20 protein-coding genes and 1 riboswitch are annotated in these 22,666 nt (G+C 63.8%); of the genes, 10 read left to right on the forward strand and 10 right to left on the reverse strand.

Annotation, left to right across the window (positions count from 1 at the left end):
• Positions 1–136: 136 nt before the first annotated feature.
• From HMPREF1546_RS00745 to HMPREF1546_RS00755, 3 genes are read right to left on the reverse strand one after another with little or no spacing between them, the layout of a single operon-like run.
• Positions 137–421, reverse strand: a complete 285-nt coding sequence (locus HMPREF1546_RS00745) for a hypothetical protein (RefSeq protein WP_267288388.1) — start codon at positions 419–421, stop codon at positions 137–139.
• A gap of 20 nt (positions 422–441) precedes the next feature.
• Positions 442–1,965 carry an O-antigen ligase gene (locus tag HMPREF1546_RS00750; RefSeq protein WP_021750109.1) on the reverse strand — a complete coding sequence of 508 codons (1,524 nt, stop codon included), beginning with the start codon at positions 1,963–1,965 and terminating at the stop codon, positions 442–444.
• Between the two features lie 19 nt (positions 1,966–1,984).
• The gene (locus tag HMPREF1546_RS00755) at positions 1,985–3,001 is read right to left on the reverse strand and encodes a glycosyltransferase family 2 protein (protein WP_021750108.1); all 1,017 of its coding nucleotides are present in this window, start codon (positions 2,999–3,001) and stop codon (positions 1,985–1,987) included.
• A 173-nt stretch (positions 3,002–3,174) separates the two neighbouring features.
• On the opposite strand from HMPREF1546_RS00755, the gene HMPREF1546_RS00760 reads away from it, so the two are divergent.
• Positions 3,175–3,600 (forward strand): DUF2383 domain-containing protein, encoded by a 426-nt coding sequence (locus tag HMPREF1546_RS00760; protein ID WP_021750107.1) that lies wholly within the window; start codon positions 3,175–3,177, stop codon positions 3,598–3,600.
• A 53-nt stretch (positions 3,601–3,653) separates the two neighbouring features.
• On the opposite strand, the gene HMPREF1546_RS00765 is transcribed toward HMPREF1546_RS00760, so the two are convergent.
• Positions 3,654–4,208, reverse strand: a complete 555-nt coding sequence (locus HMPREF1546_RS00765) for a hypothetical protein (protein WP_021750106.1) — start codon at positions 4,206–4,208, stop codon at positions 3,654–3,656.
• Positions 4,209–4,379: 171 nt separating this feature from the next.
• On the opposite strand from HMPREF1546_RS00765, the gene HMPREF1546_RS00770 reads away from it, so the two are divergent.
• Positions 4,380–4,826 (forward strand): GNAT family N-acetyltransferase, encoded by a 447-nt coding sequence (locus HMPREF1546_RS00770; protein ID WP_021750105.1) that lies wholly within the window; start codon positions 4,380–4,382, stop codon positions 4,824–4,826.
• A gap of 75 nt (positions 4,827–4,901) precedes the next feature.
• Here HMPREF1546_RS00770 and metK read toward each other — a convergent pair whose 3' ends face one another.
• A complete protein-coding gene (gene metK / locus HMPREF1546_RS00775; protein WP_021750104.1) occupies positions 4,902–6,089 on the reverse strand; it encodes a methionine adenosyltransferase in 1,188 nt (395 codons plus the stop codon).
• Between the two features lie 93 nt (positions 6,090–6,182).
• Positions 6,183–6,277, reverse strand: a riboswitch (SAM riboswitch).
• 199 nt (positions 6,278–6,476) lie between these two features.
• On the opposite strand from metK, the gene HMPREF1546_RS00780 reads away from it, so the two are divergent.
• From HMPREF1546_RS00780 to HMPREF1546_RS00795, 4 genes are all read left to right on the forward strand, one after another.
• Positions 6,477–7,343: a rhomboid family intramembrane serine protease gene (locus HMPREF1546_RS00780; RefSeq protein ID WP_025544114.1), complete on the forward strand. Its 867-nt coding sequence runs from the start codon at positions 6,477–6,479 to the stop codon at positions 7,341–7,343.
• Between the two features lie 133 nt (positions 7,344–7,476).
• Positions 7,477–12,294 (forward strand): nicotinate-nicotinamide nucleotide adenylyltransferase, encoded by a 4,818-nt coding sequence (locus tag HMPREF1546_RS00785; RefSeq protein WP_021750101.1) that lies wholly within the window; start codon positions 7,477–7,479, stop codon positions 12,292–12,294.
• A gap of 39 nt (positions 12,295–12,333) precedes the next feature.
• Positions 12,334–13,584, forward strand: coding sequence for a hypothetical protein (locus HMPREF1546_RS00790; RefSeq protein ID WP_021750100.1), 1,251 nt, complete (start codon positions 12,334–12,336; stop codon positions 13,582–13,584).
• A 103-nt stretch (positions 13,585–13,687) separates the two neighbouring features.
• Positions 13,688–14,746 carry an NAD(P)H-dependent oxidoreductase gene (locus tag HMPREF1546_RS00795; protein WP_021750099.1) on the forward strand — a complete coding sequence of 353 codons (1,059 nt, stop codon included), beginning with the start codon at positions 13,688–13,690 and terminating at the stop codon, positions 14,744–14,746.
• Positions 14,747–14,777: 31 nt separating this feature from the next.
• On the opposite strand, the gene HMPREF1546_RS00800 is transcribed toward HMPREF1546_RS00795, so the two are convergent.
• From HMPREF1546_RS00800 to HMPREF1546_RS00820, 5 genes are all read right to left on the reverse strand, one after another.
• Positions 14,778–15,434, reverse strand: a complete 657-nt coding sequence (locus HMPREF1546_RS00800) for a hypothetical protein (RefSeq protein ID WP_021750098.1) — start codon at positions 15,432–15,434, stop codon at positions 14,778–14,780.
• Positions 15,431–16,165, reverse strand: coding sequence for a permease prefix domain 1-containing protein (locus tag HMPREF1546_RS00805; RefSeq protein ID WP_021750097.1), 735 nt, complete (start codon positions 16,163–16,165; stop codon positions 15,431–15,433). The genes HMPREF1546_RS00800 and HMPREF1546_RS00805 overlap by 4 nt, the downstream gene beginning before the upstream one ends.
• 1 nt (position 16,166) lies before the next feature.
• The gene (locus HMPREF1546_RS00810) at positions 16,167–16,508 is read right to left on the reverse strand and encodes a PadR family transcriptional regulator (protein WP_021750096.1); all 342 of its coding nucleotides are present in this window, start codon (positions 16,506–16,508) and stop codon (positions 16,167–16,169) included.
• Positions 16,509–16,624: 116 nt separating this feature from the next.
• Entirely contained in the window at positions 16,625–17,545 is a 921-nt protein-coding gene (locus tag HMPREF1546_RS00815) for a DUF3298 and DUF4163 domain-containing protein (RefSeq protein ID WP_021750095.1), read from the reverse strand.
• A 17-nt stretch (positions 17,546–17,562) separates the two neighbouring features.
• Positions 17,563–18,786 (reverse strand): nucleotidyltransferase family protein, encoded by a 1,224-nt coding sequence (locus HMPREF1546_RS00820; protein ID WP_036630758.1) that lies wholly within the window; start codon positions 18,784–18,786, stop codon positions 17,563–17,565.
• 363 nt (positions 18,787–19,149) lie between these two features.
• Between HMPREF1546_RS00820 and HMPREF1546_RS00830 the strand changes: the two genes are divergently transcribed.
• From HMPREF1546_RS00830 to mtnN, 4 genes are all read left to right on the forward strand, one after another.
• Positions 19,150–20,358: an acetate/propionate family kinase gene (locus tag HMPREF1546_RS00830; protein ID WP_025543760.1), complete on the forward strand. Its 1,209-nt coding sequence runs from the start codon at positions 19,150–19,152 to the stop codon at positions 20,356–20,358.
• Positions 20,359–20,577: 219 nt separating this feature from the next.
• Positions 20,578–21,501, forward strand: coding sequence for a carbon-nitrogen hydrolase family protein (locus tag HMPREF1546_RS00835; protein ID WP_021750092.1), 924 nt, complete (start codon positions 20,578–20,580; stop codon positions 21,499–21,501).
• A 28-nt stretch (positions 21,502–21,529) separates the two neighbouring features.
• Positions 21,530–21,946, forward strand: coding sequence for a zinc ribbon domain-containing protein (locus HMPREF1546_RS00840; RefSeq protein ID WP_025543761.1), 417 nt, complete (start codon positions 21,530–21,532; stop codon positions 21,944–21,946).
• Positions 21,943–22,629, forward strand: coding sequence for a 5'-methylthioadenosine/S-adenosylhomocysteine nucleosidase (mtnN, locus tag HMPREF1546_RS00845; RefSeq protein ID WP_021750090.1), 687 nt, complete (start codon positions 21,943–21,945; stop codon positions 22,627–22,629). The genes HMPREF1546_RS00840 and mtnN overlap by 4 nt, the downstream gene beginning before the upstream one ends.
• The last annotated feature ends 37 nt before the right edge of the window (positions 22,630–22,666 follow it).

The following is a 22,666-nucleotide window of genomic DNA, read 5'->3' on the forward strand; positions in this document are numbered from 1 at the left end:
TTTTTGTAAGCATACCCAAAATGGCGTCGGATATGTTCCGCCTATGGAGATGCTTTCCAAAAAAGTTCCGAATTGCGCAAAAAGGCAGCCCGCGGAGAATCCCTCCGCGGGCTGCCTTACAGTATGCTGTTGTTTTTTATCGGCCTCCCCAGACCCGGTAGAGCTCGCTTCCCCGTTCCCGCAGGCGCTCGTTCAGCCAGGAGCGCAGGGATGCCATGCCCTCCTCTGTCCAGGGGAAGGTCTCCGTCTCAATGTGCTGGGCCTTTTCAAAGCAGATGTTCTCATAGACCCAGGCCTGGACGGTGCCATCGTTCACCTTTCCCGTCCGCTGGAAGCGGTAGCGGAAGGTGCCGAGGGAGCCGGGAAAAATCTCCGACTTCTTCAGAAAGTTCAGGGTCAAAAATGCGAATGGATCTTCCATCGGGCAGTTTCTCTCCTCCATCAGGCCGCCTCCGTCTCCCGGCGGCAGACCTTGATCCCCGCAATGGTCAGCGCGAACACGAACCAGAAAATGCACATCACCCGGGGATAGTTCCACAGGTAATCCGCCAGACCGCACACCATGGCGCCGCACAGAGCCGCCGCTCCGGCACAGGTGATGGTGCGGGCGGCAGAGGGGGCGCAGTGCCGGACCGTGCGGGCCGCCTTTTTGATGTTCCACAGCATGGAGCCCACAAAGCCCAGGAACCCCAGCAGTCCCGCCTCGATCCATACCTGCAGGTAGAAGTTGTGGGCGTGAACGAAGGGCGCTTCTGCGTGGTAGAGGTTGAAGTCGCTGATGTAGTCCTGCACGGCGGCGGTGCCCAGACCCGCGCCGGAGACGGGAGACGTCCGGATGACCTCCAGTGCCGCCTGATACAAGGGGATGCGGCTGGCAGTGGAGGTATCCGCCGGATTGAAGATCGTCAGGACCCGGTGCCAGATGGTGTCCGGCAGGAAAGGGACCATCACCACGCACAGCACCGCGAAGGCGGGGATCAGCTTGGGCTTCCACAAAAACACCAGCACCACCATGGCACAGGCCATGCCAACCCAGCTGGCCCGGGAGTAGGTCATGCCCAGAGCCAGCACACCCACGGCAAACACGCCGCAGGCCGTCACGCGGGAGATGCCCCGCTTGGAGCAGAGGATCAGCGCCAGTACCAGGGGCAGCAGGAGGATCAGCACCTCTGCAAAGGTGTTGGGGTTGTCGAAATAGGACTCCACCCGGCCGGGCATACCGGCGTTGACCTCCAGGTCCACATAGGACTCGTTGACCTCCACGCCCTGGATCCGTTGGTACACACCGTACAGCGAGGACACCAGCACACAGACCCCACCGCCGGCGGCCAGCCGCTTCAAATCCTCTGTGCCCCGGACAGCACTGACCGTCACCAGCACGCACAGCGCTGCGGAGATATGGTAGAGCAGGAAGCGGAAGGAGGCGGAGGGCTCATAGGAGAACAGCACCGCCAGGAACATGGCTCCGAACAGCACCACCGGATAGAACCCGATGTGCTTCACGTCCAGCCGGAAGTCCCGCCGGGACATGGCCCCGGCATAGAACAGCACCAGCAGGGCGGCAAAGCCCAGCATACTATATGCGTTGTTCCAATGCGAGAAGGGAATCACCCACAATAGCATGATGAGCCAGGATTGGGCGACGGCGGTCTCATGTCCCATCTCAAAGGCCAGACGGGAGAAAACGCTGTCATCAAACGTAGCCCGCAGGGCAAGGTACAGCTTGTGGAGCAGCCAGGCAGGCAGGTTGATGAGGCCCGTCAGCAGCCGGCAGAGGATGCTCTCCTCCCAGGCCCGGGCCGCAACGCCCTCCCGGCACAAGACCCGGAGAACACGGCTCTCGTCGATCTGGCGGTTGCACCAGGCGCCCATGCGCACCAGGCAGCGGTGGACGGCGCTGTCATAGTAGACGGTGCACAGCACCGCCCAGAGGTGATACAGATAGCTTTCGCGGAGAATGCTCATGCAGGGAAACCTCGTTTCTTCAGATGCGGTTTTTGATCCGGTACAGCTGGGAGAGCAGCCAGAAGCGGCCCCCCCGCACCAGCTTTGCTGCCAGCTGCTTGTTGCGGCTCATGCCGGCGGGCGACAGAGTCCGGATGGCGTGGGCCATATCCGGCCGCGCGCACAGGGCCTGGATGGTCTCCTGCCGCTGCCGGAGGGTCTTGGGATTGCCCGGGGCGTACTCGTTGCCGATGGCGATCAACAGCCCGGCCCAGTTGGAGTTCTCCCGCCACTGGGGGCGGCCGGGCGTCAGGCCGTACCGGGCGGCCAAGTCCTCCTTCCGCTCCATGAAGCGGCCGAAGACCTGCTGGAAGTCCTTCATATACTTGTGGGTGGCGGAGGCCGGATTCTGGAGATAGCGGTACAGGGGCGTCTCCGTCACCGCCAGGCGCCGGGCGTTGCAGAAATACTCCATCAGGAACAGCTCGTCTTCCAGATAGGCGCCCTCATAGCGGAGATGGAGTCTGTCAAAAATCTCTGCGGAGAACAGATAGCGCCAGATGAATCCATTGAACACCGGCTGGGCCAGCCGGTCCCCCAGCAGGGGATTGACGATTTTCTCCCGGATAGCGTCGGCGTCGTAGATCCCGGCGGGCAGCACCGGCTCCGGCGTCTCGCTGCCATCAGGCCACAGGTTCAGGTGCGCACAGGCGGCGGTATCCGCCCCGGCCCGCTCCCGCAGGTTCCACAGCGTCTCCAGGCACTGGGGCTCGTACTGATCGTCGGAGTCCAGAAAGGCGATATAGGTCCCCCGGACATGGTCAAGGCCCACATTCCGGGTCTCGCTGACGCCGCTGTTGCGCTCCTTGTGGAACACCCGGATGCGGTCATCCTCCCGGGCCAGCTCATCGCAGAGAGCCGGGGAGCCGTCGGTGCAGCCGTCATCCACCAGCAGCAGCTCCCAGTCGGAAAAGGTCTGCCGCCGCACGCTCTCCACGCAGTCTCTGAGAAATTTCTCCGCCTGATAGACAGGCACAATGACGGAAATGCTGGGCATAGACAGCCTCCTTGCGCCCTCCGGCGCCTCTCTTCAGTCTGCGGCGCGGAAACTCCGGCGCCCTCCCCCCAGAATCTGGGGCTCTTACACGGAGCTATTGTACCCGATTTCCCTGGGAAGGTCAACGTCTTTTCCCGGAAAAGCCGGGCATACTAGGAGCGAGGTGATCCAATATGAACGATATCGAGCTGCTCCAATACGTCCATGAGACGGCGGAGATGGGCATTGAGGGGCTAAACAGCCTGGACGGGCAGGTCCGGGATGACAGCCTGCGGCGGGTTCTGAGCCAGCAGGGCGCCGAGTACCGCCAGATCGCGGATCAGGCGGAGCGCCTGCTCCGGTCTCTGGGAGAGGAGCCCAGGGACCCAGGCCTTCTGGCCAAGGTGTCCGCAGAGGTCATGTCCACTTTCAAAACGCTGGCAGACCCCTCTGCATCCAACATCGCGGAGATGGTCATTCAGGGAAACACCATGGGGGCCACCAAAAGTACCCGGCATCTGGGGGACTACGCCGGTGGAAACCGTGAGATCCGAAATCTCGCGGAGCGGCTGCTGCACACCGAGGAAGCCAACGCCGCCCAGATGAAGCAGTTCCTGTAACACACCCGGCGCAAAGCAGAGGAGGAGCCTCCCACGGGAGGCTCCTCCTCTGTTCAAAGGACCGGCAGCAGATCTTCCCCATTCAGAAAACGCTCCTCCGCCTCCTGGATAGGGATCTGCCGCTGATTCAGTCTGCGCACCAGCTGCTCTACCTCTGCCTGTTCCCTTCCCGGCAGCAGGACCACCAGATGTCGCTCCGGTTCCCAGGATTCGCCGCTGAATCCGAATCGCCGGGGGTGCCGGGTCTCCAGAACCTGATAGCGCACCTGCGGCCGCACCGCCTTGCGCCGGCGCCAGACCGACAAGGCCAGCACCCGGACCAGATCCTTCGGCGTGGGCTTTTCCCGCAGCACGCGTTGAAAGAGCTTCTGCAGCTCCGCCCGGTCTCCGCAGTCCCAGATGTCCTCCTCCGCCCGGGAGAGGGCCTTTGCCAGGGTGTCCTTTTCCTTTTCACTGTATCTCTGCGCCTCCGGATACAGCGTCTCCATGGAGAAGGTGCCCGGCATACGGGGGATGGCAGCCTTGACCAGGCAGCACAGGTCGTAATAGCAGTCCCGGCTCAGTTTCCCACTGATTTTTTCCACTGTCCGCAGGATATCTTCATCCATCCGAAACCGTCTCCTCTCCTCTTCAATTCATACATAGCATATCAAAAATCGCAGGTTTTTGAAATAGATTCGACACATTCGGACTCTTTTAGACAAATTGCGGCACCCCGGACTTGACAATCCGGAGGAAATGTGCTCTTCTACCCGTATCAGAGACAGGGAGGCGTAGGCATGGATATTCGCAGAATCGAGTCGGGCAAGCGGGACTTTCTCCCCCTCCTGCTGCTGGGAGACGAACAGGAGGACATGATCGACCGCTATCTGGACCGCGGAACGCTGTTGGCGCTGTACGACGGCGGACTTCGCGCCGTGTGCGTGGTGACCAAGGAGGCGCCGGGCGTGTTCGAGATCAAGAATCTGGCCGTGGAGCCGGCCTTTCAGCGCCAGGGCTACGGCCGGGCCATGGTTCGGCATGTGGCCGGCGCCTGCCGGACCGCCGGAGGGACACGCCTCCTGGTGGGCACCGGGGACAGTCCCCTCACCCTCCCCTTCTACCGGGCCTGCGGGTTCCGGGAAAGCCACCGGGTCCCCAATTTCTTCCTTCAATTTTACGACCACCCCATATACGAAGGGGGGCGGCTTTTGTCGGACATGGTATATTTGTCCATGGAGCTTTGAGCGGAAAAGGCGGCGCTGCTGAAAATCAGCGGCGCCGCCTGTATCATACCGTTTGATTCAGTTTTGAAAAAGGCTTCACGCCTCTGCGGCGGCCTTCAGAGCCTCCGTGCGGTCAGTTTTCTCCCAGGTCACGCCCAGGTCCTCCCGGCCCATGTGGCCGTAGGCCGCCAGCTTGCGGTAGATGGGCTTGCGCAGGTCCAGGTCCCGGATGATGGCCGTGGGCCGCAGGTCAAACACCTTGCGGACGGCAGTCTCCAGCCTGTCGTCTCCCACCGTACCGGTGCCGAAAGTGTCCACCAGCACACTCACCGGCTGGGCCACGCCGATGGCGTAGGCCAACTGCACCTGGCAGCGGCGGGCAAGGCCCGCGGCCACGATGTTCTTGGCCACGTACCGGGCGGCGTAGGCCGCGGAGCGGTCCACCTTGGTGGGATCCTTGCCGGAAAAGCAGCCGCCGCCGTGGGGGGCGCTGCCGCCGTAGGTATCCACGATGATCTTCCGGCCGGTGAGGCCGGAATCCGCCGCCGGGCCGCCCTTGACGAAACGGCCGGTAGGGTTCACGTAATACTTTGTGTTCTCGTCCAGCATGTCCGCGGGGATCACGGCCTTGGCCACCTGCTCGATCATGTCCTTCCGGATCTGCTCCAGGGAGACATCGGGGTCGTGCTGGGTGGAGATGACCACTGTATCCACCCGGACAGGGCGGTTGTGCTCGTCATACTCCACGGTGACCTGACTCTTGCCGTCGGGCCGCATATAGGGCACCTGGCCGCTCTTGCGGACCTCCGCCATGCGCTTGCACAGCTTCTGTGCCAGGGACAGGGGCAGGGGCATCAGTTCCGGCGTCTCGTCGCAGGCGTAGCCGAACATCATGCCCTGGTCACCGGCGCCGTTGCTCAGCTCGCTGTCGGTGCCCTCCTTGTTCTCCAAGGATTTGTCCACGCCCATGGCGATGTCGGCGGACTGCTCGTCGATGGAGGTAACCACGGCACAGGTGTCGCAGTCAAAGCCGTACTTGCCCCGGTCATAGCCAATGTCCCGGACCACCTCCCGGGCGATGTGGGCGATGTCCACATAGCAGCTGGTGGTGATCTCGCCCATCACGTGGATCAATCCGGTGCAGGCCGTGGTCTCGCAGGCCACGCGGCCGTTGGGGTCCTGCTCCAGAATGGCGTCCAGGACGGCGTCGGAGATCTGGTCGCAGACCTTGTCGGGGTGGCCCTCCGTTACGGACTCGGAGGTGAAGAGATAGTGTCTTGCCATAGTACAGGTTCCTTTCTGAGCACTGACCTCATCAAGGGGCGAAAAAAATGTGCGTTTCGACGGCGAAACACACAAACGGATTTGGTTGCTTGCTCCTCATCTGTCGATCACCGCCGGATTTGGCACCTTGTCATAAGCAGGTTGCCGTGGGTTCATCGGGCCGTTCCCTCCGCCACTCTTGATAAGGGTAATAAAATTGTCCCTATTATCTTATCAGGTTTTTCCCGTTTGTCAATACGGTTTTTCCGGTTTTGCGGAGAAATCCGTCGCCCCGTCGGAAAACTGCGCAGATGTTCCGCCTGTTCAAAAATTATACATGACTTTTTTCCTCTGATCGGGTATAATGGATATCGCTTGTATATTTGAAATGTTCTGGAGGGCTTCACCGTGAGAAAACTCTGCGACAGCGTGGACCGCTTTTGCCTGCAGCATCCCCGCTTCGGCATTCCGAACCTGATGAAGTTTCTGGTGGGGATCATGGCCGTGGTATTTGTGCTAGACCTGTTCTCCAATGGCTATGCCAGCTATATGCTGTACTTCAACGCAGAGCTCGTTCTGCAGGGAGAGCTGTGGCGGCTGGTCACCTGGATGTTCCTGCCCACCAACGGCTCTCTGTTCTGGATCTTCATCAGCCTGTCCTTCTACTACTTCATCGGCACCTCCATTGAGGAGTACTGGGGCACCGCCAAGTTCACCCTGTTCTATCTGGCCTGCGCCGTGCTGATGGTGGTATTCGGCATGATCAGCATACTGTGGTCCCCGCTTCCCGTTGTCAGCAGCGGCAATCTCAACCAGATCCTGTTCCTGGCCTTTGCTACCCTGTACCCTGACGCGCTGATCCGCGTCTATCTGATTCTGCCAGTCAAGGCCAAGTGGCTGGCGGCGTTGTATGTGCTGCTGACCCTGTATGACCTGCTCCGTTCCGGCATGTGGGCGGCGCTGTTCACACTGCCCCAGCTGCTGGCCGTCTGGCTGGTGTATCTGGTGTTCTTCTGGGACAGGATCGGGGACCTTCTGCGGGAGTTCGGCTTTGCCGTCCGCCATCAGAACTCCCACCAGACCATCCAGTTCAAGTCCGCAGTGAAGCAGCAGCGGAAGAAGGCCCAGCAGCAGGGCTACCGCCACAAGTGCGAGGTCTGCGGCCGCACAGATACGGACTTTCCGGACCTGCAGTTCCGCTATTGTTCCAAGTGCGCGGGCTACCACTGCTTCTGTGAGGACCACATCTTCAACCACACACATTTTACGCAGTGAGCGTTTCCGCGGTCTCCGCCCATCGGGGCGGGGACCGCTTTTTTGACACGGCCCCTGAGATTTCTCTTCCTTCCGGCCCACAAATGCGATATACTGAAAAAAACGACACCAGAGGAAAAGGGAGACGATACCCATGGAACGACAACTGGGAAAGCCCCTGCATATTCAGGCGGCGGAGGCCTTTGAATCGCCCGCGTTTCTTCAGAAGCTGGGAATGGCCCGCGCCGACGCGGAGCGTATCTTCGGCGGCGCCGACTGGCACCAGCTGCTTCGGGATCTGGTGCCCATCCGGGGCCGGATCTCCTGCGCCGACGCCCTGGCGGCCTTCCGCCCCCTGCTGGACCAGGTGGCGCCGGATCCCGCTGAGGGATGGCTGTCCTACGCCTACCAGGTGGCCCGGGCGCTGTTGTATCCGGCGTCGGACCCCGGACATACCTCCGCCCAGTGGGATGGAGCGCTGTGCTTTCTACAGCTGCTCCAGGTCCTGTTTGACGCGGAGCGGACCTGCCTGCCCTTTGACTTCTGGCTGGACTTTGAATTCTGCACGGAGGAGGAACTCTCCCACAGCGGTGTGGCGGAGGAGTACCGCCGCTTCTGCTACCGGTTCCGGGAGGAATACATCTATGAGATGCTCCGCCTGAGCCGGGAGGTCACATCCTTCCGCACCCTGGAGCACATCGCCGGCGTCCACTATGTGTCCATGCGGGTGGCCCGGGCCTTCTGCGCCTCCGGCGGACTCATCGACCTGGGGCTGATCTCCGGAGCCGCCCTGGGCCACGACCTGGGCAAATTCGGCTGCAAGCCCGGGGAACGGGTGCCCTACCTGCACTATTACTACACCGACCAGTGGTTCACCCGCCGGGGACTGACGGCCCTCGGCCACATCGCGGCCAACCACTCCGTCTGGGATTTGGAGATCGAGAACCTGTCCTCGGAGTCCCTGACGCTGGTGTACGCGGACTTCCGGGTGAAGCAGACCTATGGGGAGGACCGCCGGGAGATCCCCTGCCTCTACTCCCTGCAGGAGGCCTTTGACGTCATCCTCAGCAAGCTGGACAATGTGGACGATGCCAAGCGCCTGCGCTACCGCTATGTCTACGCCAAGCTGCGGGACTTTGAGGACTATCTCATCTCCTTTGGGGTGGACACCACCCTCCGCACCGCCGACGGCCCCGCCCGCCCGGCCAAAAATGCTGCCCTGCTGAACACGGACGAGGTGGTGACCGCTCTGCGGCGTACCGCCGTGGACCACAATATCCGCCTGATGCACCGGCTGGGCCATGAGCAGCTCTTCGGCAACACTCTGGAGGCCGCCCGGGGCGAAAAGAACCCCGCCCGGCTCCAGGCATACGTCTCCATTTTTGAGGAGTATTTCACCTACTGGAACGCCTCCCAGAAGCAGCAGACCCTGGACTTTCTGTACGAGCTGCTGCTGATCCCGGACGGAGACATCCGCCGCCGGGCCGCCGCCCTCATCGGACGCATCCTGGCCGCCTTCCGCCTGGGCTATCAGAAGGAGCCCCCGGCCGACGCCCCGCCGGACCCGGAGGAAGACCTGCCCTTCCAGCTGTGGGCGGAGTACCTGGAAAAGCTCATCGACCCGGACCGGCGGCTGACGCCCCGGCAGATCAGCATGATCCGCTATCAGGCCAAGACCGCGGCGGACGCGCTGCTGATGAACTGCTCCGACGCCGACGCCCCCCGCTTTGCCGGGGAGCTGTTCCGCCACTACCGCCGCCCGGAACTGGTGGACGCCGATGCGGCCTTTGCCCTGCTGGACACGGTGCTGAGCCTGCCGCTGGACCGGGTATCCGCCGAGGATCTGCACGTGCTGACCGGCTTTTCCGTCTGGTGGCTGGAACGGGGCGGCCTGCCCCAGAAGGCCGCCGCCCTGCGGCTGTTCCACCACCTGCTGACGGCCCTGGACCCCAATGGCCGGGACGCCGCGGCCATCACTGCCGCCGTGGAGGCAGCGGATTGCCGGGGAAGCACGCCGCTGCTGTTTCTCCAGGCCCGCCTGGGAGAGCGGCTGGGCCTGGATGTCTCCATCCAGCGGTCCCTGTTGGACCGGCAGGACGTCGTGAGCAATGTGTTTCTGGACAACCTGAAGACTGCGACCCACTGGGTTCTGAAGGCCGTGGGCGTGGAGTACCTGCTGGGTCAGGTGGAACAGGGAGACCGCGCCAACGTGCTCCACATCGCCACCCACTTCTCCAACCTGATGAAGGTCAGTGAGAATATCGTGGTCCGCCGGCTGGCGGGCGCTTCCCTGCTGGCCATTGCTCCGGCCCTGACGCCGGACCGCCGGAACGAGGTGGCCGTGGAGCTTTCCAAGGTGCTGGAGACCGGGCAGACGGAGATCTCCCAGTACATCCCCCAGTACCTGGGCCAGTTTGCCCTGTGGCTGACGCCCAGGGAACTGGACGAGATCGTGGATCAGATGCAGATCCTCCTCTCCTCCGCCAACACCGTGGTGGTGGCCGCCGCCCTGGCCACTGTGGGCGCCATGCTGGAGCATTATGCCGTATACGCCCAGCGGTTCCGCGAGTCCCGGGAGGTACTGGAACGCCGCTGGCGGCGGCTGGCAGGCCTGCTGTTGAAGGGCCTGGCCTCTTATCGTCAGAGCGTACGGCAGGAGGCGCTGCAGATCCTGGGCGAGCGGATCTTCGCCTCACAGACCCTCTCCTACGAGGGGAAGGCTGCCCTCTTCACCCTGATGGCCAAGAAGATCCTCTTCCTGCTGGGAGAGCAGCCGGAACAGGAGCTGAGCTTCTTCTACACCGCCGCCGCCCTCTCCCACATCTACCGCTTCATCGTCTCCTATCAGATTGAAAGCGGAGACTTCCCCTTCTACATGCCGGCAAGGGCCGCCTTCTTTCCCGGCACCTTCGACCCCTTCTCCCTGAGCCACAAGGGCATCGTCCAGGAGATCCGGGATCTGGGGATGGAGGTGTATCTGGCCATCGACGAGTTCTCCTGGTCCAAGAAGGCGCAGCCCTCCCTGGTGCGGAGGCAGATCGTCAGCATGTCCGTGGCGGACGAGTTCGACGTGTACCTCTTCCCCCACGACATCCCAGTGAACCTGGCCACGCCGGAGGACCTGGACCGGCTGCGGGAGGTCTTTTCCGGCCGGGAGCTGTACCTGGCGGTGGGCTCGGACGTGGTAGCCAACGCCTCCTCCTACAAGGCGGCACCGGTGCCGGGGTCCGTCCACTCCATGAACCACATCGTCTTCCGCCGCTCCAGCGACGCGGAGGGACGGGAGATCGACGCAGATCTGGGCTGCATCTCCGGCCGCATCATCCAGCTGCAGCTGCCCACCCATCTGGAAGACATCAGCTCCACCCGCATCCGGGAGAACATCGACCTGGGACGGGACATCTCCACCCTCATTGACCCGGTGGTACAGGACTTCATCTACCGCAACAGCCTCTATCTCCGGGAGCCCCAGTACAAGCGGATCCTCCGGGCGGGGGATCTGGAGTTCTCCCACATCTCCCAGCCGGACCGGCACCTGTGGGAGGAGTTGACGGAGGTACCGCTTCAGGGGCGGGAGCAGCCGCCGGAGATCGACCCCAGGGACGGCCTCTGCATCCTGCGGGACGCGGGATCCCGCCCCCGGGTGCTGGGTTTTCTGACCCTGCGGACCGTGAACTCCGGCGGGCTGTATGAGGCCCTGGGGGACACGGAGCTGGCGGACTATGTCCGCAAGCACACGGCGGGGCGGGTTCAGCTGCTCACCGGACTTTACACCGCCCGCGGCTCCAGCGGCAGCTATGATGTGGGCCAGCTGCTGATGACAGAGGCCCTCTCCCGCTCCCTGGGAGCGGACTGCAGCTATGCCGTGTGGCACGCCACTGCGTCGGAGGAGACGCTGGACCTGCTGGAGAGGCAAGGCTTTGTCCCGGCGGAGCTGCCCAGCGCAAAGCCCCTGCTGCTGGTGGATATGCGCTCTCCCTCCGTACTGCTGCAGAACATCCCCACCACGCTGAAGGAGCCTTTCTCCTCCGACCGTACCGTGCTGGCGGCGGTCCGCGCCGCCCACTGCCGGATGCAGCGGGCTCTCACCGGCCTGTATCCGGGTTCTCTGATCCTGTCCCTGAACGCGGAGGTCATTTACCACCGTCTGGTGCGGAAGATCGTGGACCTGAACGGCGTCCCGGCGGAGCCCACAGTGCCCCGGGTACTGGGTCCCAAGATGTGCGTACCCTTCGGCAAGATCCTGCGGGGCAATGCTATCCCCAACACCGTCACCAAGACCATCCACACCGACAAGGTCTTTGCCAGGGACCTCACCTCCTTCGACATTGAGAACTTCCCCGGCTACGCGCCGCTGGAGAGCCAGATCCGCACCATCCACTCCTTCCGCCGGCCGGTGATCCTGGTGGACGACCTGCTCCACTCCGGCAACCGGATCCGGGCGCTGGATCCCCTCTTCCGGCAGGAGGGTGTGGTCATCGACCGGGTGCTGGTGGGCCTGCTGTCCGGCCGCGGACGGGATCTGATGGCCGCCAAGGGCCGCAGTGTGGACAGCGTCTATTTCATTCCGAATATGCGTTCTTGGTTCGTGGAGTCCACCATGTACCCCTTCATCGGCGGCGACACTGTGGGGCATGAGGAGCCCTCCGTCCCCGGCCTGACCCCAGCGGTGAACCTGATCCTGCCCTACGCCTTCCCCCGCTTCTACCGGGAGTGCGGACGGGAGGCGGTGTTCCGTTTCTCCTGTGCCTGCCTGGAGAACGCCCGGGACATCCTGCTGGCCCTGGAGACCACCTTCCGGGAGCGGTACGCCCGCAACCTCACCCTCTCCCGCCTCAGTGAGGCGGTGATCCTGCCCCTCTCCCCGGACAAGGGCAGCTGTATGCACTATGACCCCAGTCTTCCTGCCTCCGTATTTCTGCAGAACGACCTGGAGATGCTGTTGCGGATGCGGAACGTCCTCCAATCCTGACCGCGGGCCTGGCGCGCCATCCAGGCGAAAGGAGCCCTTATGTATTACTACCGCCACGGGGAGGTCATCTTCGCCTCTCTGCTGCCGGACCTCCCCCTGGAGCCGGCGAAGCGTCCCTCCGCAGGGACGCCCAGCCTCTTCCTCATCGACCGGGACCCGATTCGCAGCCGGTCCTCCTTCTGCGTCTCAGACCCCCGGCAGCTCACTGCGGAGACGGAGGATGTGACCTGGCTGGACCCCTCCCGGATGGGCGTTCCGGTCCCCTCCCTGCCCAAACGCCTCCAGCACACCATCGACGCCCGGCTGCTGCGGGCGGTTAACATCCGCCACCCCCGCTGGGCTGACTTTACCAAGGCGCCCGCCATGCATCTGCCAAGCCGCCTGCGGGTGAATCTGCTGGCGGTAGGGGATGTGGGCAGCACCCTTTTGACGGCGCTGAAGCTCCTGGGGGGCGACTGTATTGAGAGCATCGGTATCTGCGACCTGAATCAGAAGACTGTGGCCCGCTGGGTCACGGAGATGGAGCAGGTATCCTGGCCTTGGGACTACGACGCCCTTCCGGCAGTGGAGCCGGTAGCGGCCGGGGACTTGTTCCGCTGTGATGTGTTCCTCTTCGCCGCCACTCGCGGCGTTCCTCCGGTGGGAGGCGGTGTCCGGGACGTGCGGATGGCCCAGTTCGGCGCCAACCGGCCGCTGGTGGAGGACTACGCCCGGCAGGCCCGGCAGGCGGGATTCCGGGGACTCTTTATTGTACTCTCCGACCCGGTGGATCCCCTGTGCAAGGCGGCGTATCTGGCCTCCAACCAGGGGCCCGACGGCCAGTGGGACGGGCAGGGGCTTCGGGCGGAACAGATCCAGGGCTTCGGACTGGGGGTCATGAACGCCCGGGCGGCCTATTTTGCCAAACAGGATCCCCGGTTCCGCAGCTTCCTGCTGGATGGCCGCAGCTATGGTCCTCACGGTCAGGGGCTGGTGATCGCCAACTCCCTCTCCCATTATGATGACGGCCTCTCCCGGGAGCTGACGGAGCTGGTGGCCACCGCCAATCTGCGGATCCGGGAGCTGGGCTTCAAGCCCTATGTGGCTCCTGCCATTTCCTCCGGCGCCATGCAGCTGCTGCTGACGCTCCGCCGGAGCTGGCATTGCAGCTCGGTGGCTCTGGGGGGGATCTGGTTCGGCGTCCGCAACCGTTTAACCGCCGCCGGTCTGGAAATCGAGACTGCCTCTTTGCCCACACCGCTGTTCGAGCGGCTGCGGGAAACCCAGACACTTCTGCGGGAGATCATTTAGCGGGCGGCTGCCGCCGCGTTTCATCATACCGGCCGCTGCACGCCGCTTTGCCCCGCGCACCGGGCGGGGGCTCGGCCGGAATGCAGCCGGACGCAGGAAGGAGATGATCGGCATATCTGAAGAACTGACGGTGATCCGCCCCGGCGGGGCGCTCTCCCCCCGGTGCGCCGGAGTGCTGGAGGCGGCCCTGGCGGGGCGGCAGGCAGAGGTGCTATCCCGCCTGGAGGGTCCGCTGACGGGACGGCGGCTCCTGTTTGTCGTCTCCCTGGATGAGGGCGGCGTGAACCGCGGGTTCTATGACCTGCTGGCCCATCTCCGCACCCATCCAAACTGCCTGGACCGCTGCGTGGGGAGCGTGCTGGTGGACGCCCCCGGCGATCTGTACACCAAGGCAGCGGGCCGGGACCTGGTGCTGGCCGCCAACCTTGCGGGCTGCGCCTTTGTGGGTCGCCCTCTGGTGGAAGGCACTGGCGATCTGCGGAACTTCACGGTCCAGGCCCGAAACGCTGGCTGTTCTTTGGAAGCGGCCTACCATCTGGCGACGGCGGATCTGGTGGAGCGGGTGCTGGCCTTCTCCCGCCCCCGGCTGGAGCGGCCGAAGCTGCTGGCCCTCCACGCCTCCAGCCGGGCCACCTCCAACACCCTGGCCCTGTGGGGGCTGGTGCGGACCCGGCTGGAGGAACGCTGTGACATCACGGAGATCTGCCTGCGGAACGGCACGCTGGAGGACTGTGCCGGCTGCCCCTACACCACCTGCCTCCACTTCGGAGAACAGGGCGGGTGCTTCTACGGCGGCGTCATGGTCCAGGAGGTCTACCCCGCCATCCGGGAGGCGGACGCGCTGGTGCTGCTGTGCCCCAATTACAACGACGCTCTGTCCGCCAACCTGACGGCAGCCATCAACCGGCTGACGGCCCTGTACCGCACCACCTCCTTTGCGGACAAGGCGGTGTTCGCCATCGTGGTGTCCGGCTACTCCGGCGGGGACATCGTGGCCTGTCAGGCGGCGGGAGCCATGAACATGAACAAGGGCTTCTGGCTGCCGGCGAACTTCTGCCTGCTGGAGACCGCCAACGACAAGGGCGAGGCCCTGGCCCTGCCGGGGATTCAGGACCGGGCGGATCGGTTCGCGGAGAATATGTTATGTCAGCTTGCATACTAGAAGAAGGCACGCCGAAAGGCATGCCTTCTTCTCAGCCGTAGCCGCTGTATGTACAACATTCGATGTCGAACTCCGCCGCAATTCTTCCTTCCGCGTCATAGGCAATCATGACCGGATAGCAAACCGCTTCCGGCGACTGTTCCAATGGCAGGGGCTCCATAATCCAGAAAAATGTCCGGTCCCGTCCGGTGACAAAGTCCTCCTGCTCCACGGTCAAGCGGCGAAGCTCACTGCGTACCGCTTTTCCCTGGTCGTACTCCTCCTGCTGAATGCTGATCACCACTGTCTCGATTGCGGGGTCATTGATCTGTCCAAAATAGCAGCCCAGTACCTTGTCATCATGGCTGATCTGATGATAGCCCGCATATATGGGTTCCTCGCCGGTGCAGTCCACCGTAGCTCCGAACATCGTCTCCCAGCCCAGCGGACTGAGATGGGTATCTCCCAGCATCACAGCGCGCTCGTTTTCCATCAGGTAGAAAAGATGTGTTTTATAGAGCGACGGCTCCCACTTCCGCTCAACGACCCAGGCCCTGCCGATCCCCTCATGTTCCGCCTCCCGCCGGACAGCCTGAATCGGGAGCAGGGCGATACCAAAAATATGATCCACAAGCAGCAAACTCACCAGTGCCAGCAGCACCCGCCACAGGGCCTGCCGTTTCCGGGAGGGCAGCTTTTTCCGTCTCATAATCCCTCCTGTTCCGGCAGGGGCAGTTCCAGACGGATCTGCTCGTCAAATGCCTCAAAGCGCAGTACGACGTATGTATCCTCCGGGGAGAGGCGCACATAGCAGGAGCCATATTCTACCCTCCAGTTTCCCCGTCCGCTTCCCTTCGGAGGGTCTCTCCTTCCTCCCGGCGTTTCCAGCCAGGTTTGCTCCATCAGCCGTCTGGACACAATGCCGCCGGGAATTCGATCATACGCACACAGCTGAACTTCCGCCTCCCACACACCTGGGGTATCATCCGCCTGCCCTATGCTGATCCGGTAAACCCGCAGGATGTCGTTTCCAACTGGAATGCGGATATCCAACCGCTCCGTTGCTGCCACAGCGGTATATGCAGACGGTTCATTCGGATAAATACGGGCGGAGATGCTATCAATAACCATCCCCAATATTCCCAGGGCCAGCAGAGCCTGAGCGCACAGCACCACTGTCAGCACCACCGCCGCCCGGCTCACCAGCACCCAGCCCCAGCCGGTGTATTGCCTGTTCAGCTCCCGTCCCACCTCATCTGGCTCTCCCATGGCGGCGATGGCCCGCTCTTCTGCCAGCTCCTCGTCATACCCCAGCTCCCGCAGGGCCTCCATGTGGTCCTCGATGTGGCCGTCTAGCTCCGACCGAATGGCCTCCCGCTCCTTCTCCGTCACACGGCGCAGGGACGAAAGCACCCGGTCCGTATAATCCCGCCTGTCCATATCATGCCGGGTCCAGCCCCGGACAGGCCCGGAGCACCGCATTCACCGCGCCGGAGTAGGTCTGCCAGGCGGCAGCCTCCTCCCGCAGCACCGCCGCCCCCCGGCGGGTAAGGCGGTAGTATTTCCGCATCCGGCCGGTGGGGGCCTCCTGCTGATACGCCTCCACCGCCCCGTCCCGCTCCAGGCCGTGGAGCACCGGGTACAGCGTCCCCTCCTTCATCTCAAAGGTGTGGTCGGATCTGCGGGCCAGCTCCACGATCATCTGGTAGCCGTACATATCCTCCCCCGCCAGCAGGGACAGCACCAGCAGCTGGGCGTGGTCCATGGTCTGCTTTTTTGCCATCGGGCACCTCCTGTCCAGGCGACATACCTAGAATTACTATGCCTTTAGTATACATAGTAATTCTAGGTATGTCAATTACAAAAAACGCGCGCCTGCCCGGCGCGCACTTTTTTTCCTCAATTCTTCCCGATCCTCAGCAGATCCCGGCCATGGCTGTTCAAATGCGGCGCCAGCTGCTCGTAGGACAGCCGGAACTCCTGCGGCCCCATGGCGTAACAGGCAATCTCATAGGGGGAGAAGGCCACCGTCATCCCCTCCTCATTGAAGGAGACCGCGTAGCTGCTCCAGTTTGCGGCAATGTCCTGATAGTCCTCCCAGTAGCCGGCCTCCACGGCGGCTTCCGGCGTCATGTCGATCTGGCGGATGATCTCGTCCCGGACCGCGTCCAGAAATATCTGCCCGTCCGCTGCCAGAATCTCAGGCGCGAAGAACTGGCCCGTCATCAGGTCGAAGTTCCAGGCCAGCAGTACCGTGTTGGGGTGGGCCCCGCCGGTATAGCTGTAATACTCCGCCTGGATGCACACCATCTGCTCCGTCTGATAGACAGAACAGTCCAGCTCCAGCGTGTAGGGTGTCCAATTCCCACCGGACTCCGTCCGAAAGGCCAGCTCCTCCTCTGCCCAAGCCGTCACCTCGTCAAAGCCATCCGCCCCGGCCCAGTCGCGGAACCGGCTGTTGAAGGCCTCCGCCCTCTCCAGGGCCGCCGTCTCCGCCGGGGAGGCCGCCTCCGTCAGCACAGTGCCGTCCGGCAGGGTCACGGTCATCTCCGGAAGCTCATAGGAGCGCACCGCCAAAGTCGTGCCGTCCGCCGCCGCGGCGCTGTCCTCCAGCGTCTTCAGAACCACCGTATAGGTCAAGGGCTCGGATGCAGCCTGAGTGAAGGTGGCCGCGCCCGTCATCGTGCCGCTGTCCGGCTGCTTCTGTTCCGGGACGGCAATCTCCTGCGATGCAGCCGTGGGCTCCTCCGTCTCCGGAACGGGGGCTGCGCAGGCTGTCAGCATACACAGCAGCAAAAGCAGGGCGATCATCCGTTTCATAGGGGTTGCTCCTTTCCTCAGCAGGGCGCAGGCCCTCCTAAGATCACGGGACCTTCCCTCCACTCCGTGCCGCCGGCGGCGGAGAGGCGGGGATACGCCAGGGTATACAGGTCCGTGGCGCGGACCTCCAGTTCAAACAGGCGCCGGGCCTCCGGGCCCAACCGCCGGACCTGCGCCGGCCTGGTCAGCACCGGCACGGCTGCCGCCTCCCGCATCCGGGAGAGCAGTCGGCAACCGGTCCCATTGGCCGCCAGCACCCGCAGATAGGGCACCCGCTCCGGCATATCGCCGGGCGTCAGTCCCAGGTAGGCCCACAGCACCATCCGCCGCAGGCGGGCCATGGCGTAACGCTTCGTCTTGGCCGCGGCCAGCAGTTCGGGCAGCGAGGCGGCAACGCGGGAGGCGTCGTACAGTCGATTCCAAATGCCCTCCCGCCCCTGGTCCAGGGCGGCAAAGTCCGCCGCCGTCATGGACCGCAGCCGGGCCAGAATGGCCCGGTGACTGTTCTCCCAGAACACCGGAGCCCGGCCGGCGGCCTCTTCCAGCTCATAAGCGCGGGCCATGGCCGGAGGCAGCAGGGACAGGGCCTCCTCCCGTTTCCCCTGCCGCAGCAGCGCCCGGAGGCCGGAGGCCGAGGGGTGGGTGTCCGGCGCCAGGGCGCCGTCGTGGGCGCTGCCCTCCCTCCGGATGGTCACCGGCCGGAGGGGGGCGTTCTGCCCCAGCAGGGCCTTGCAGTACTCGATGCCCAAAATGTTGTTGGGAGACTCCAGCAGGGCGGCGTCCTCCTCCGGCAGCAGGCCGGTCAGCGCCCGCTGCCGGGCAGCGGCAAAGCTCACCGCTCCAGGCAGCACCTCTCGGAGCCGGTCTCGGAAGGACGGCGCCAGCAGCGCGGCGGCCACCCGCTCCAGGGCGGAGACATCGCCGCACTCACTGCCGAACAGCAGGTGCTCCACAACCCCGGTGGCCGCCAGCGCCTGGACGCCTCCGGCGGCAAATCCTTCCGCCGAGGCCACCGCCCAGGGCAGGGGCAGCTCCAGCACCAGGTCCGCGCCGCTCTCCACGGCGGCCCTGGCCCGGGCGTGTTTGCGCAGCAGGGCGAAGTCCCCCCGCTGCACGAAGTTCCCGCTCATCACGCAGACCATGGCCGTGTCCGGTCCCAGCGCCGCCCGGCCTGCCTCCAGAAGCCGCAGGTGCCCGCTGTGGAGCGGATTGTATTCTACGATTATACCTGCGGCCCCCATGGATTTCTCCCCTTCCAAATGACAAAAAAGTTACAGTCCGGTGTCAGTCTCGTCAATTTTTTATCAATACCGCCCGCATGGGGCTTTTTTTCGATCATACCATACTTTCCGGAAAACGTCCAGCCGGACCGATTCCGGGCTGCTCTGCGGCGGGCAGACGCCGCTGCGCCGGAACTTCCCCGGCAAAAAAGCGCCGGTTCGTTCAAAATTCCGGTTGTAACCGGGGAAATCTCTGGTATAATGAGAAGTGCGCCGGGACCCGCCCCGCCGGGGTACGGGTTCCCTTTCAGCCAGGCATCTGCCTGCAATTCATACGATGTGGGGATGTCCACGGGCATTTCCAAAAAAGAGGAGACGGTAAACATGAACATTCTGGTTATCAACGCTGGCAGCTCTTCCTTGAAGTATCAGCTGCTGAATCCCGAGACCGGCGCCCTGCTGGCCAAGGGCCTGTGCGAACGGATCGGCATCGACGGCAAGTTCACCTACAAGCCCCAGGTGGAGGGCAAGCAGGTGCTGGACGCCGTCGATGTGGCCATGCCCACCCATTCCGAGGCCATCCAGGCCGTGCTGAACGCTCTGGTGGACAAGGACAACGGCGTCATCGGCTCCATGCAGGAGATCGATGCGGTGGGCCACCGGGTAGTCCATGGCGGCGAGGCCTTTGCCGGCTCTGTGCTCATCACCGATGAGGTCATGAAGGCCCTGGAGGAGTGCATCCCCCTGGCCCCCCTCCACAACCCCGCCAACATCACCGGCATCAACGCCTGCACCGCCGTCATGGGCAAGGACGTGCCCCAGGTGGCCGTGTTCGACACCGCCTTCCACCAGACGATGCCCGCCAAGGCCTATATGTACGCCCTGCCCTATGAATACTATGAGAAGGACAAGGTTCGCCGCTACGGCTTCCACGGCACCTCCCACAAGTATGTCTCCGGCCGGGCTGCCGCCATGCTGGGCAAGAAGCCCGAGGAGCTGAAGCTGATCTCCTGCCACCTGGGCAACGGCTCCTCCATCGCCGCTGTGGACGGCGGCAAGAGCGTGGACACCTCCATGGGCTTCACTCCCCTGGCCGGCCTGCCCATGGGCACCCGCTCCGGCGACCTGGACGCCGGCATCCTGCAGTACCTGATGAACAAGTACGGCATGAACATCGACGAGATGCTGAACATCCTCAACAAGAAGTCCGGCGTAGAGGGTCTGTCCGGCGTCAGCTCCGACTTCCGTGACCTGGAGAAGGCCGCTGAAGAGGGCAACGCACGGGCCCAGCTGGCGGAGGAGAAGTTCGCCTACGAGGTGAAGAAGTACGTGGGCGCTTACGCCGCCGCCATGGGCGGGGTGGACGCCATTATCTTCACCGCCGGCGTGGGCGAGAACGACAAGGGCATCCGCGCCATGGTGTGCGACGGCCTGGAGTATATGGGCGTGAAGCTGGATCCCGCCGCCAACGACGTCCGCGGCAAGGAGACCGTCATCTCCGCCGCCGACTCCAAAGTGAAGGTCCTGCTGATCCCCACCAATGAAGAGCTGATGATCGCCACCGACACGGCCGCCATCGTCAAGGGCAACTAAATTCCGCATCTCCGCATATTCAGAGAGGGCAGGCCGGCGGCCTGCCCTCCGTTCTTTTGCAAACATCCCGTTTCGGAAGCAGGGATCCTGGGAAAGCGCGAGGGGAGCAGCGTCCGCCCCGAATGGGCGCAAATGCCCCGCAAAGCCTTGCCCCCGGCACAGCGGTATGCTATACTCAAAACACACCCAGCGGAAATCTTCGAAACGAGGTGATCGTGTATGCGGGATCTGCGGGAGTCCTGCCGGATCGCGGTGGTCCAGGCCGCCCCAGTGATGTTTGACAAAGCCGCCTGCACCGTGAAGGCGGTGGAGCTGATCCGGGCCGCGGCTGCGGAGCAGGCGGAGCTGATCGTGTTCCCGGAGCTGTTCATCCCCGGCTATCCCTACGGCATGACTTTCGGCTTCACCGTGGGCAGCCGGACCGCCCCGGGCCGGAAGGACTGGGGGCTGTACTACGACAACTCCATCCTGGTGCCTGGGCCGGAGACAGAGATCCTGGGCCGGGCCGCCCGGGAGGCTCGGGCCTACGTGAGTATCGGCGTGTCCGAGCGGGACGCCGTCAACGCCACGCTGTACAATACCAACCTGATCTTTTCCCCGGCGGGCGAACTGCTCACCGTCCACCGGAAGCTGAAGCCCACCGGCGCGGAGCGGGTGGTGTGGGGCGACGCGGACCGGCATTACTTCCCGGTGGCGCAGACGCCCTGGGGTCCCATGGCCAGCCTGATCTGCTGGGAGAGCTATATGCCCCTGGCCCGGGTCGCCCTGTACGAGAAGGGGATCACCCTGTACCTCTCTCCCAACACCAACGACAACGAGGAGTGGCAGGCCACCATCCGTCACATTGCCATCGAGGGGCACTGCTTTTTCGTCAACTGCGACATGGTCTTCACTCGGGACATGTACCCCGCCGGGCTCCACTGCCCGGAGGAGATCGGCCGCCTGCCGGATATCGTCTGCCGGGGCGGCAGCTGCGTGGTGGATCCCTACGGCCACTATGTGACCCAGCCCGTCTGGGACCGGGAGGCCATCATCTGTGCGGATCTGGACCTGACCCAGGTGCCCCGGAGCCGGATGGAATTCGACGGCTGCGGCCACTACGCCCGGCCGGACGTGCTGAAGCTGACCGTGGACGACCGGTGACAGAAATGCCGAAGGAGGAAGCCCCGCTGTGAAACACATCAAGCCCGGCCGGGGGCCGTCAGCCATGGGAGCCCTCGGCTCCGTCATCGCTGTGGTCTTCGGCATCTTCTGGACCGTATCCGCCGCCTCCATGGGGGCGCCCATCTCCTTCTCCATCTTCGGCGTGCTGTTCGTTATCGTGGGCATCGTCCAGGCCGTCTACAATTTCAAGAACGCCGCGGGCAAAAAACGGTACTCCGCCTTCGACATCGTGGACGGCGAGGAGGAGCCGGACCCGCTGAATCAGCGCTTCGGCGGCCAGCCCCCGGAGGCCGTGGACACGTCCGGACCGGAGGGGCCCCTGCGCTACTGCCCCTACTGCGGCGCCAAGCTGGGGGATTCCTATACATTCTGCGGCCACTGCGGCAAGCGGCTGCCTGACGTCCAAGAGGAGGATCATCCATGAAAATCGCCCTGCAATTCGCCATGCCGTCGGAGCTCCATGCCCTGCCGGGCGCCCGGGAGCTGGCGCCGCTGGAGACCGTCTCCGGCGTTCCCATATTTGAGATTGCCCCGGACATTCTGGCCTGTGCCGGCGGCGTCAGCAAGGTGAACGCTGCCATGGCCGCGGAGCTGCTGTGCCTGCGGTACGGCGTAGATCTGATTCTCAACGCCGGCGTGGCCGGGTGCTTCACGGATCTGCCCACCGGCACGCTGGTGGTAGCGTCGGAATTCGTCCAGCACGATGTGGACACCACCGCTGTGGGGGACCCCATCGGCCTGGTCTCCACGGTGAATCAGGTGGCCTTCCCCACCTGGCAGCCGGAGTGCTGTGCGGAGCTGCTCGCTTCCCTGGGCCATCCCGCCGTCACCGGCCGGGTATCCACCGGGGATTGGTTTGCTGTGAAGGGGCAGCGGGCGGAGTGGATCCGGGACACCTTCTCCCCCCTGTTGACGGAGATGGAGGGCGGTGCCATCGCCCAGGTATGCCTGCGGAACGGTGTCCGGTTTGTATCGGTGAAGTCCGTCTCAGACCACCTGTTCTCCGACAGCCAGGCGGAGGAGTACTTCGACTTCGGCCAGGCCCTGGAGGCCCTGGGCCGGGCGGTGCTGCCCCTGGCCAAGGCACTTCAAAAAGCTGGCAGATAGAAAATGGAGCGCCCGGCGGGGATGATCCCCGCCGGGC

The sequence above is a fragment of the Oscillibacter sp. KLE 1745 genome, assembly GCF_000469445.2.
Lineage (GTDB): Bacteria > Bacillota > Clostridia > Oscillospirales > Oscillospiraceae > Oscillibacter > Oscillibacter welbionis.

Coding starts and splice junctions, on each gene's coding strand:
- HMPREF1546_RS00745 (WP_267288388.1), bottom strand. CDS start 421: ATGGAAGATCCATTCGCATTTTTGACCCTGAACTTTCTGAAGAAGTCG.
- HMPREF1546_RS00750 (WP_021750109.1), bottom strand. CDS start 1,965: ATGAGCATTCTCCGCGAAAGCTATCTGTATCACCTCTGGGCGGTGCTG.
- HMPREF1546_RS00755 (WP_021750108.1), bottom strand. CDS start 3,001: ATGCCCAGCATTTCCGTCATTGTGCCTGTCTATCAGGCGGAGAAATTT.
- HMPREF1546_RS00760 (WP_021750107.1), top strand. CDS start 3,175: ATGAACGATATCGAGCTGCTCCAATACGTCCATGAGACGGCGGAGATG.
- HMPREF1546_RS00765 (WP_021750106.1), bottom strand. CDS start 4,208: ATGGATGAAGATATCCTGCGGACAGTGGAAAAAATCAGTGGGAAACTG.
- HMPREF1546_RS00770 (WP_021750105.1), top strand. CDS start 4,380: ATGGATATTCGCAGAATCGAGTCGGGCAAGCGGGACTTTCTCCCCCTC.
- metK (WP_021750104.1), bottom strand. CDS start 6,089: ATGGCAAGACACTATCTCTTCACCTCCGAGTCCGTAACGGAGGGCCAC.
- HMPREF1546_RS00785 (WP_021750101.1), top strand. CDS start 7,477: ATGGAACGACAACTGGGAAAGCCCCTGCATATTCAGGCGGCGGAGGCC.
- HMPREF1546_RS00790 (WP_021750100.1), top strand. CDS start 12,334: ATGTATTACTACCGCCACGGGGAGGTCATCTTCGCCTCTCTGCTGCCG.
- HMPREF1546_RS00795 (WP_021750099.1), top strand. CDS start 13,688: ATGATCGGCATATCTGAAGAACTGACGGTGATCCGCCCCGGCGGGGCG.
- HMPREF1546_RS00800 (WP_021750098.1), bottom strand. CDS start 15,434: ATGAGACGGAAAAAGCTGCCCTCCCGGAAACGGCAGGCCCTGTGGCGG.
- HMPREF1546_RS00805 (WP_021750097.1), bottom strand. CDS start 16,165: ATGGACAGGCGGGATTATACGGACCGGGTGCTTTCGTCCCTGCGCCGT.
- HMPREF1546_RS00810 (WP_021750096.1), bottom strand. CDS start 16,508: ATGGCAAAAAAGCAGACCATGGACCACGCCCAGCTGCTGGTGCTGTCC.
- HMPREF1546_RS00815 (WP_021750095.1), bottom strand. CDS start 17,545: ATGAAACGGATGATCGCCCTGCTTTTGCTGCTGTGTATGCTGACAGCC.
- HMPREF1546_RS00820 (WP_036630758.1), bottom strand. CDS start 18,786: ATGGGGGCCGCAGGTATAATCGTAGAATACAATCCGCTCCACAGCGGG.
- HMPREF1546_RS00830 (WP_025543760.1), top strand. CDS start 19,150: ATGAACATTCTGGTTATCAACGCTGGCAGCTCTTCCTTGAAGTATCAG.
- HMPREF1546_RS00835 (WP_021750092.1), top strand. CDS start 20,578: ATGCGGGATCTGCGGGAGTCCTGCCGGATCGCGGTGGTCCAGGCCGCC.
- mtnN (WP_021750090.1), top strand. CDS start 21,943: ATGAAAATCGCCCTGCAATTCGCCATGCCGTCGGAGCTCCATGCCCTG.